This window comes from Bradyrhizobium neotropicale, assembly GCF_001641695.1.
In the GTDB taxonomy this organism is placed as follows: domain Bacteria; phylum Pseudomonadota; class Alphaproteobacteria; order Rhizobiales; family Xanthobacteraceae; genus Bradyrhizobium; species Bradyrhizobium neotropicale.
On record NZ_LSEF01000087.1, the window covers coordinates 1 to 9160 of the forward strand.

11 protein-coding genes are annotated in these 9160 nt (G+C 64.0%); 3 read left to right on the forward strand and 8 right to left on the reverse strand.

All coding sequences use genetic code 11. The features are described 5' to 3' along the window. Positions 1-11: 11 nt before the first annotated feature. The gene (locus AXW67_RS27865) at positions 12-1142 is read right to left on the reverse strand and encodes an IS630 family transposase (protein WP_063675747.1); all 1131 of its coding nucleotides are present in this window, start codon (positions 1140-1142) and stop codon (positions 12-14) included. 38 nt (positions 1143-1180) lie between these two features. Here AXW67_RS27865 and AXW67_RS27870 point away from each other — a divergent pair, with 38 nt between their 5' ends. After that, on the forward strand, positions 1181-1462 hold the full coding sequence (locus tag AXW67_RS27870) for a LexA family protein (protein WP_063675745.1): 282 nt from the start codon (positions 1181-1183) through the stop codon (positions 1460-1462). A 7-nt stretch (positions 1463-1469) separates the two neighbouring features. On the opposite strand, the gene AXW67_RS27875 is transcribed toward AXW67_RS27870, so the two are convergent. The 5 genes from AXW67_RS27875 to AXW67_RS27895 form a co-directional block, all read right to left on the reverse strand. After that, positions 1470-2393 (reverse strand): SH3 domain-containing protein, encoded by a 924-nt coding sequence (locus tag AXW67_RS27875; protein ID WP_063680479.1) that lies wholly within the window; start codon positions 2391-2393, stop codon positions 1470-1472. Positions 2394-2408: 15 nt separating this feature from the next. Next, positions 2409-2705 (reverse strand): hypothetical protein, encoded by a 297-nt coding sequence (locus tag AXW67_RS27880; RefSeq protein ID WP_063680480.1) that lies wholly within the window; start codon positions 2703-2705, stop codon positions 2409-2411. 96 nt (positions 2706-2801) lie between these two features. Continuing rightward, on the reverse strand, positions 2802-3353 hold the full coding sequence (locus AXW67_RS27885; protein ID WP_027552623.1) for an inner membrane-spanning protein YciB: 552 nt from the start codon (positions 3351-3353) through the stop codon (positions 2802-2804). Between the two features lie 12 nt (positions 3354-3365). After that, the gene (locus AXW67_RS27890; RefSeq protein WP_027552622.1) at positions 3366-3941 is read right to left on the reverse strand and encodes a hypothetical protein; all 576 of its coding nucleotides are present in this window, start codon (positions 3939-3941) and stop codon (positions 3366-3368) included. Between the two features lie 185 nt (positions 3942-4126). Further along, the gene (locus AXW67_RS27895; protein WP_063680481.1) at positions 4127-5527 is read right to left on the reverse strand and encodes a carotenoid oxygenase family protein; all 1401 of its coding nucleotides are present in this window, start codon (positions 5525-5527) and stop codon (positions 4127-4129) included. Positions 5528-5631: 104 nt separating this feature from the next. On the opposite strand from AXW67_RS27895, the gene AXW67_RS27900 reads away from it, so the two are divergent. After that, positions 5632-6354 (forward strand): TetR/AcrR family transcriptional regulator, encoded by a 723-nt coding sequence (locus AXW67_RS27900; RefSeq protein WP_063680482.1) that lies wholly within the window; start codon positions 5632-5634, stop codon positions 6352-6354. Here the strand turns inward: AXW67_RS27900 and AXW67_RS27905 are convergent. Then, complete coding sequence (locus AXW67_RS27905; protein ID WP_063680484.1) at positions 6351-6926, reverse strand: hypothetical protein; 576 nt, start codon at positions 6924-6926, stop codon at positions 6351-6353. The two genes, AXW67_RS27900 and AXW67_RS27905, sit on opposite strands and share 4 nt — an antisense overlap. Positions 6927-7121: 195 nt before the next feature. On the opposite strand from AXW67_RS27905, the gene AXW67_RS27910 reads away from it, so the two are divergent. Further along, positions 7122-7682 carry an SET domain-containing protein gene (locus AXW67_RS27910; protein ID WP_063680483.1) on the forward strand — a complete coding sequence of 187 codons (561 nt, stop codon included), beginning with the start codon at positions 7122-7124 and terminating at the stop codon, positions 7680-7682. Between the two features lie 63 nt (positions 7683-7745). Here the strand turns inward: AXW67_RS27910 and AXW67_RS27915 are convergent, their stop codons facing one another. After that, positions 7746-9113: an IS30 family transposase gene (locus AXW67_RS27915; protein ID WP_201723621.1), complete on the reverse strand. Its 1368-nt coding sequence runs from the start codon at positions 9111-9113 to the stop codon at positions 7746-7748. Between the last annotated feature and the right edge of the window lie 47 nt (positions 9114-9160).

Here is a 9160-nt window from a genome sequence, read left to right on the forward strand (position 1 = left end):
CTAGTGGTTCATCACAGTGGTTTTGACTCTTTGGCGGCAACTGGATAGGCGCGACCGAGTTTGGCGCGGGCTTTGTCGGTTGTGAACATCCATTTGATGCGGTCTCGCGCCTTGTTTCGCTGCCGTTGCCATGCTGCGATTTCTTTTCGAAGCCTTTTGGGATCGTCGATGCGACGGCCGAGACACTGGCGCTGCAGCACGCTGATCTCGCACTCGACCATATTGAGCCAGCTGGCGTGTTTCGGGGTGTAGTGGAACTCGAGGCGGCGCAGGATGCGACGGGCCTCGGCAGGCGCAAATGCCTGATATAGCGCGCCGGCCGTATGAATCGACAGATTGTCCTGCACCACACGGATGCAGGCGGCATTGGGATAGTGGACGTCGACGAGTTCGCGCATGCAGTGCGCGTAGTCGACCGCGGCGCGGTGGTCTGTAACCTTGACATTGCGCCAGCCGCGATGCGGATCGAAGGTGACGAAGAGATTGACGGTACCGTTGCGGCGATATTCGTAATCGTAGCGCTCGCGCTGTCCCGGTTGGGCAGGGATCGGCTGGCGTACCTCGCCGATCAGCTGGACTGGGGTCTCGTCGAAGCAAACCAGGGGCCGCTCGGGATCCGGCGCCTCGGCGTAGAGATCGAGCACATCCTCCATCCGGGCGACGTATTCGCCGTCGACATGAGGAATGCACCACATATCCCGGCGCCACGGCTTGAGGTCGTTGTCGGCCAGCCGGCGGCGCACGGTCTCGCCCGACAGGCTGGCGTGATCGGTGAGCTTGACCATCGCGTCGGCCAGCAATGTCAGCGTCCAGCGTTTGCGGCCGGCGGGCGGCTTGGCGCATGCCGTCGCCACCAGCAGGGCCTCTTCCTTGCCTGTCAGCTTGCGTTCCGCGCCCGGACGCGGCTCCTCACTCAAGGCCCGCTCCAGATTGCCTTCTACGAAACGGCGTTTGGTCCGGCCGACGGTGGAAAGGCTGACCCGGACGGTTCGGGCAATCTCCGCGTCGCAGCTGCCTGAATCGGCCGCCAGCACAATCTGAGCCCGTTTGAGTTTGCGGGCGGAATGCGTGCCGCCGCCGAGCATTGCCGTCAGTTCGTCCCGCTCGGCTTGGCTCAATTCGACCCGATAACGTACATTCATGCTTCGCCTCCTTGTCGGAGGCCGGGACGAATCCAGCTATGAGTCAAAAATCAGGCGCGCACTTCACCGAGAAGCAGGGACACTATCTCGCTTTCATCCATACCTACTCGTACATGTTCGGACAGCCGCCCGCCGAGGCCGACATCCAGCGGCATTTCCGCGTCAGCCCGCCGTCAGTCCACCAGATGATCCTCACCCTCGAACGCAACGGGTTCATTCGTCGCCAGCCCGGCGTCGCTCGAAGCATCGAGATCCTCTTGCCACCCGAAAAGTTGCCTATCCTCGGATGGCTCGGTATCAAAACGTCAAAATCACTGTGATGAACCACTAGCTGCAATTCGTGACCTGATTGGAGCAGAGCGAGCGCCACCAGCCGCGCACGCCGTCGTGGCTTTCGACCAGGCCCCAGAGACCGCTGCAGGCCAACAGGCGCTTCGGTCCGCCGTCGCCGTCAATCGGACCGCCGAGTTCGTGCTGGGCCGGCATCCACTTGGCGTCGACGAATGGAGCCTGGAACAGCCCGCCGGCGCGTGTGAAGCCATTGGCGTAGTTCGCGCCGACCTTGTTCGACGCGACCCAGCCCCGCCCGGCATAGGGCTTTGGCGCATTGCGCGGATATAGCTTCTCGTCCTCGTAGTCCTTGCCCGGCGATTTGGCGCCCTCGATCAGGAACCAGCCGTCCTTGAAGCCGATGATGCGGAATTCAGTGAGCCAGCCGCCGTCAGGGGTGTTCTCGCGGCCGCCGAGCTTCAGCCGATACGGCGGCGGCAGCGTGCCGAGCACGCGCGCCTTCACCGACGGTTCGGCGCGGACGTTGAGGCCATTGGGGTCCTTGTCGATGGACCAGGCGCCGAGGTCGCAGGGCTCGGTGCCCTCGGGCAACGTCGCGCGCTTCGCAGCGAGTTCGCCGTGCAGCTTTGCAAAATCAGTGTCGTCGTTGTCCGGATCGGGCGCCGCGCGCGGCTTCAATTCAGCCGACACGGCGCGTGTCGCATCGCCCGTCAACGTCACGACGAGCGCCTGGCGTGCAGCGAACACGCTCGCCGGTATCTTCGGATTGTTCGACGTCGCGGGGTAGATGGCGAGGTAGCCGGTCGCTCCATCGGTCCGATAGGCTTGACCCGCCACATAGCCCGGCGGGACCAGGGCGAGCGCGCTTGCGCGCCACGCCGGTTCGGTGTCATCCGCGCGTGCCGCCGTCTGTGTCGCGACACACAGGATCGCCGCCGCGATGAGGCGGAGAGCGCGCACGGTTCGCCGAGAGCCTTACGCCCGCGTGCCCGTGAACGGGAAGCTGCCCATCGGGCCGATACCCATCTCACCGTTCATGCTGTCGCCAGACACCTTGCCGATGAACTCGAGCGTCAAGGGCATCGGATTGGTGATGGAGACCTTCCAGTTGATCGCGTCGCCGCTGATGGTGCCGTCGAAAATCTCGGCGGAATTGCCGTCTGCGCCTTGCGTCCCGGTGAGAGTGCCGCCGGAGCTCAGCAGGGTCAGCGTCGCCTGGCGCTCGCCCATCGGGGTCGTCATGGTCAGATTCCAGTTACCGTCTACGGCCATTCCCGTCTCCCAAGATAATCCGGCGAACCGCGACGATCCGCGGCCGGTCCAGCGCCGAGCCTATAGCCCAACTTGCGGCGTGCGCCTAACGCTGTGTTAGGCGCGCTGCGCGCGCAGGCGGCTTGTGACGATGAGCCGCAGAACGACATACTGCACGGCAAAGGCCAGGATCTTGGCGCCGCCCGCGACCACCGAGATGTAGAACGCCCACAGCTTCAGATCGCCGGTCGAGGCCACCGCGATCATGCCGGCGCCGATCACGAACATCAGCGCGGCCCAGAGATAACCCGCGGCGGTCACATATTCCGGAACGTTCTCGGCGACGATCGGCGGCATGTAGCGCAGCATCCAGCCGCGCTTGAGCATGATGACGCCGATCGCGAAATGCGCGATCGAAGGCTTTGCCAGCATGAAGCGGGGGTCGTTGGTGAACAGCGTGACTGCGCCGAGCACGATGACCAGCGCGAGGCTCGCATAGGTCATGAAATTGAGCTGACGTCCCTTGACGCGGGCGTAGATGACCTGCGCGATCGCGCCTGCAATCGCCACCGACGTCGCCAGGATGACATTGTCGGTGATGAGATAGATGACCAGGAAGACGATGGCGGAGAGGAAGTCGGAGGCGAGGCGGGCGAATACGTCCTTCATCGTCGATCCTGTTCACCGGGAATTGGGCAGCGCGCCGGCCGGCTCACCGTACTTGATCCTGCGATACTCAGGATACCACTTTGTGAAATAGATCGCGCTGTTGCGGGCGGCAAAGGCGACCGCCAGGCTCGACCAGATCGGCAGGCCCGGGACATAGAGCAGCACGATATTGGACGCCATCATCAGCAGGGCAGCCGCAGTCCATGCGCCGGTGATGATGTAGTTGGCGCGCAGGAAGCCCGGCATCGCCGCGGTCTCGGCCGGGACGGCTTCGAGCGCGTATTGCAGGGTGAACGGCCGCCGCACCAGCATCGAGCCGAGCGAGATGGCGAATATGCCGATATCGACCGACAGCTTGACGGCGAGGGTGCCAAGGGCCGGGTTGAGCAGCAGGAGGTAAAGGCCGACCCCCGCGAAGACGATCGCCGAGCCCAGCGCCAGGATCTTCACCGAGCGGCCGCGGGCGGCGTCGATCGCGATGGTGGCCAGGCAGATCGCGGCCGCCGCGAACATGCTGACGGTGGCAGAGGTCAGCAGCATCAGGAAGGCATAGACGCCGTAGGGGGCAAGGATCAGGAAAATCGCCATGGGCCGCCTCGGTCAAGCCGATCTTTACATTGTCAAGATGAGTAATCCAGAGGCGGCGAGCCGTCAAGGGGAATCTTTACACTGTCAAAATTATGTGAGGTGGGAGTTTGGCTGGCCCACTATCTCCGCTCGTCATTCCGGGGCTCACGACTTCGTCGCGCCCCGGAATGACGGGGCAGAGAGAACTACTGCGCCCCCACCCAATTGCCATGAAAACCATCCGGCACGCGGTGGCCGAGCTGCACCAGCGCGACGGGGCCCGCTTCGACATCGGTGGCGTTGAACACGGCGAGGTCGCTGCGGTTCTCTCGCGCGCGCCAGATCACCGCGAGCAGCCAGCCATCGCCTTCAGGAGCATCCTTCGATCGCTCGACGAACACCGGCTCGGAGATGGTGTCGGCGGCCGGCAGCAGATATTGCCCGAGCCGCCGGCCATTGCCGTCGACGTGGACGATGCCGGACAGTGCGCCGAACATCGGCAGCCTCGGATTGGCGCAGGCGTACCAGCCGTGACGGCTCTTCAGGCCGGTGCGGCGATCGTCGACTCGGGGAAATTCGCCGGTGAGGTCGTCGAGATAGGTCCGCTGGAAGCGGTCGGTATTGCCAGCGAGATCGAAGGTCCAGCGGCAATGGCGCGCGAACGATTTCTCGGGATTGGTGGGCGAGCCGTCGGGATGCGGAAACAGCGGCGCTTCTTCGAACTGCATGACGTCGGCGACGATGCGATTTCTCTCCTCCCACGCATTCATGACGTGGAAGACGTAGCAGGCCTCGGTTCGGAACCATACGACGTCCTTCGCGCTGCCCTTGCGCTTCATCACGCCGACATAGGCGCCTTTCTCCGGCTCCCAGGCGTAGGGCGGCCGGCCCGTCATCGCGCGCCCCTTGCTGCCGGTGAGGGGGAGGATCGGAAACAGCACGTGGTTCTCGGTGACGATGAAGTCGTGCACCATGCCGGTGTAGGGCGCCTCGAACCGCTCGAAGCGAGTCGCCCTGCCTGACGCATCGATCGACCCGTAGGAGAGGGCAGGCGTGAACGGCCCGGCAGCGTTGTAGCCGAAGAACACCAGCTCGCCGGTTGCCGGATCGATCTTCGGATGCGCCGTGAAGGTGCCGGCGACGCGGCCCTGGTAGTTGCAATAGCCGCGCGTGGCGAGCGTGCCCGGCTCGATCTCGGTCGGCAGATGTTGTTCTTCCAGCGCGAGCAGCTTGCCGGCGTGGAAGATGATGTTGGTGTTGGCGACGCCACCGTCGGTCACATCGGCAGGCGCGTCCGGCAATTTGCCGCCGAAGCCATGGCCGAAAAACGCACGGCCGGCATCGTGCTCGGCCAGCCATTTCGGTGTGCGGACCCAGCGATTGCGGTAGCTGGCGCGCCCGTTCTCGAGATGAAAGGCGTGCAGCATGCCGTCCCCGACGAACCAGTGCGCGCCCGGTACCTCGAACTGCGGATTGGGGCCGTTGCGATACAGCGTGCCGTTCAGCTCGTGCGGCAGCTCGCCGACGATCTTGAGGAACGGTGCGTCGGCTTCGAACGGGATCGGCGCGAGATTGCTGCGGCGATCTGCGAAGGCATCCTGCTGCACGACAACTCCCCTTATCTTTACATCGTAAAGATAAAATGGAGCAGGCGGCGACTTCGGTCAAGTGAAATCTTTACACTGTCAATATTGCGTCATATAGCTTGGTGATGGCCAAAACCGAGACCAGGACTGAAACAGCTCGCCGCGTCCGCAGGTCGTCATCCGCCACGGGGCGGCCTCGCCCTGCGCCGCGAGCGGCCAGCGCGAAGACCGAGACGCCTTATCACCACGGCGCGCTGCGCGAGGCGCTGCTGGAAGCGGCCGAGCGTGTGCTCGAGCGCGACGGGCTCGCTGGCCTGACGCTGCGCGCGGTGGCGCGCGAGGCCGGCGTGTCGCATGCCGCCCCCACCCATCATTTCGGCGACCTCACCGGCCTCGTCAGTGAGCTCGCGGCGATCGGCTTTCGCCAGTTCAACGAAGCCATGGGGTCGGCCTGCAAAGCCGCCGCCACGTCGCACGAACGCGCGCTGGCACGGCCCAAGGCCTATGTCGGCTATGCTCAGGCACATCCCGGCATGTACGGGCTGATGTTCCGCACCGAGCGGCTCGACTATTCCAGGCCCTCGCTGCACGAGGCCGCCGAAGCCTCGTTCGCCGGGCTCGCCAACGCCATCGGCGCGATGCGGCAGGAGCAGATCAGCGGCGATGCGCTGACGCTGGACCAGGGCGCCGCGATCGCGCGGGCCTGGTCGATGGTCCATGGCTTCACAACGTTGCTGCTCGATGGCCGGCTCGAGGACATCCTCGGGCGTCTGCCCAAGGGCACGACGGCCGAAAGTCTGCTGGAAGCGATGCTGAAGTCGACCGTCGTGGGCAAGCTCCCGGCCTAACGTATCGTCGCGAGCTCGACGGCGCGACCCGATGCGCCGATGACCTTCACCTCGTCCTTGTCGCAGCGGAAGCTGCGGGCAAAATTATCCGCCGCCTGCCGTGCCAGCGCGTTGGCGTTCGGATTGGCGAGAGCATCGACATAGGCGACATGGCAGACCGGTCCCGGCGGCAGCCGCGTCACCACGAGCAGCGCCTTGGTGTTGGGCCGTCCCCGCCTGTCGAGATCGGCCCCGTCGGCGATGTGCCAGCGCTGGATGATCGCGAAGGGTTTTGCGCCATCAGCGCGCCATTCGATAGTGGCTTCGAACGAATTGAACGGATGGAACCAGGTTTTTGCGGCCGGCTCCTCGGCCGCCGCGCGGCGGGTGCGCCCGACCGAGACGATCTCGCGCAGATCGTCCTCGTCGATCAGCACCACGAACCCGGCCTTGCCCGGACAGACACGCGTGGTGCTGCCGTCGAGCTCGCTGGGCTTGCCGACCTGGCGGCAATCCTTTGGCGCAGTGGAGGTATAGGTACTGCCCAGAGATTGGGCGCCGGCGCGATCGGGACCGGCGCAAGCCAGCAGCATGGCGAAGCATCCGAACAAGCAACCGAATGTGACGCGCCTCACGACGAACCCTCGTTTCCTGGAACTCTCTTCATCAGACGACTTCATTGTGGGGAAGGTTCAAACAGGCCCTGACAGGGGCGCTGAATCGTTCTAGAAGAGCGGCTTCGCTTGAGCCTATCCACGCCTCGTTCGCGTCGCTTTTATCTCTCGATCATGCCAGTCATCTCTTCGCAAAAACCCTATCGTGTCGGCCGCTCCAAGACCGGACTCGGTCTTTTCGCCACCAAACCGATCAAGAAAGGGACCCGGATCATCCGTTATTTCGGACCGATCCTGGACTCGCGGATTCCCGAGCAGGACGACATCGAGAACAAATATTTGTTCGAGCTGAACGGCCGCTGGACCATCGACGGCTCCGTGCGCAAAAATCTTGCGCGCTACATCAACCATTCCTGCCGGCCCAACGCCGAGTCCGATGTGCGTCCGCGCGAGCGCAAGGTCTTTATCCGCGCGATCAAGAACATCGAGCCGGGCGACGAGATCAACTACGACTACGGCACCGACTATTTCAAAGCCTATCTGAAGCCGATCGGCTGCAAGTGCGCCTCCTGCGAGAAGAAGCGCAAGAAGCTGCGCGCCGAGGCGCGGGCTGAGAAGGCCAAGGCGAAGGCGCGTGCTGAGCGCAAGCCCAAGAAGGTCGGTGCCAAGGGGAGCGCCAAGAAGAAGCTCAACGGCCACGCCTACGGCAAGGCGAACGGTCGCGCGCGGGCTTAGCGCGAGCCCGAGCCTCCAACTCCGCTGTCATGCCCCGGCTTGGCCGGGGCATCCAGGGCGGATTCAACCGCTCGTCGCAACACTCCGTGTATCGCTCACTCGGAGCAATTCGTCGAGGGTTTCTGCCGGTGTTTTCCAGCCGAGGGTTTTGCGGGGCCTTGTGTTGAGTGCAAGAGCCACGGCCTCCAGATCATCGGCATCGTGCATGCTGAGATCCGTCCCCTTTGGAAAGTACTGGCGCAGCAACCCATTCGTGTTCTCGTTGGTGCCGCGCTGCCACGGGCTGTGAGGGTCGCAAAAGTAGACCTGCACGCCTGCATCGATCTTCAGACGCGCGTGCTGAGCCAGCTCAGCTCCTTGATCCCAGGTTAGAGACCGCCGCAGTCGCTCGGGCATGGTGAAGATTGCGCGGGTGATGGCGTCTCGCACCGCCTCAGCGCCATGTCCGGCGAGTGCAGGTCCATTCTTCACGCGAGCATCCTGTTCCTGACCGGTCATGCGCGGCAAATGCAGCAGAATGGTAAAACGGCTCGTGCGCTCCACCAAAGTGCCGATCGCGGAACTACCGAGGCCCATGATGAGGTCACCTTCCCAGTGACCCGGCACAGCTCGATCGGCAGCTTCCGCCGGACGTTGACTGATCATGATCTCGGAAGGAATGAAGCTTCTGCCTTTGCGGGCGCGCGCCCTCGGCATCCGCAAGGCCCGCCCAGTGCGCAAGCAGGCCGTCAGTTCACGGCGCAAAGCTCCTCGACCCTGCACATAAAGGGCCTGATAAATTGCCTCGTGACTGATGCGCATCGTCTCATCCTCGGGAAAGTCGAGCCGAAGTCGCCGAGAAATCTGTTCCGGGCTCCATGCCGTCGCCCAGCGTCGGTTTTGCCGATGCACCGCCCGGCGGCCCTTCCACACGACCTTCGGGCCAACGAGGAGCGCCCCGTCTGGCTTAGCGATCATACCGGCAAGCCTGTCCTGCACATAATCCCGCAGGGTCGGGTTGATTGCCAACTTCGCAAACTTGGGCCGTCGGGCGGACTGATCAGCATGCCATTGTGCCGTGGTCGCCCGGTACTCTGGAGCGCCATGGCGGCGCGCCACATTGCGACGGAGCTCACGGGAGATCGTGCATGGAGGCCGGCCGAGCTGACGAGCGATGGCTCGCACCCCATGCCCCTGCGCGCGCAAGATGGCAATCTCCTCACGTTCGGCGAACGACAGGTAGCGCTCCGACCGAGGTTTGGACGATCGCGACAAATGTGTTGGCGGCATACCGCCCGCCCTCCGGAACCAGCGTACTCCGACCGACGGCGACACCCCGGCCTCAACCGCAGCATCCCCGCTCGATCGCCCCAAGGCAATCGCAGTCCAGAACGGTCTATAATCTTCTCGTAGGACCTCTCGGGGACGATCTGTCCGCACACGCTTCTCCATCGCAACCTCTTTTGCTCGAGTGTTGCGACGAGCGGTTGAATCCGCCC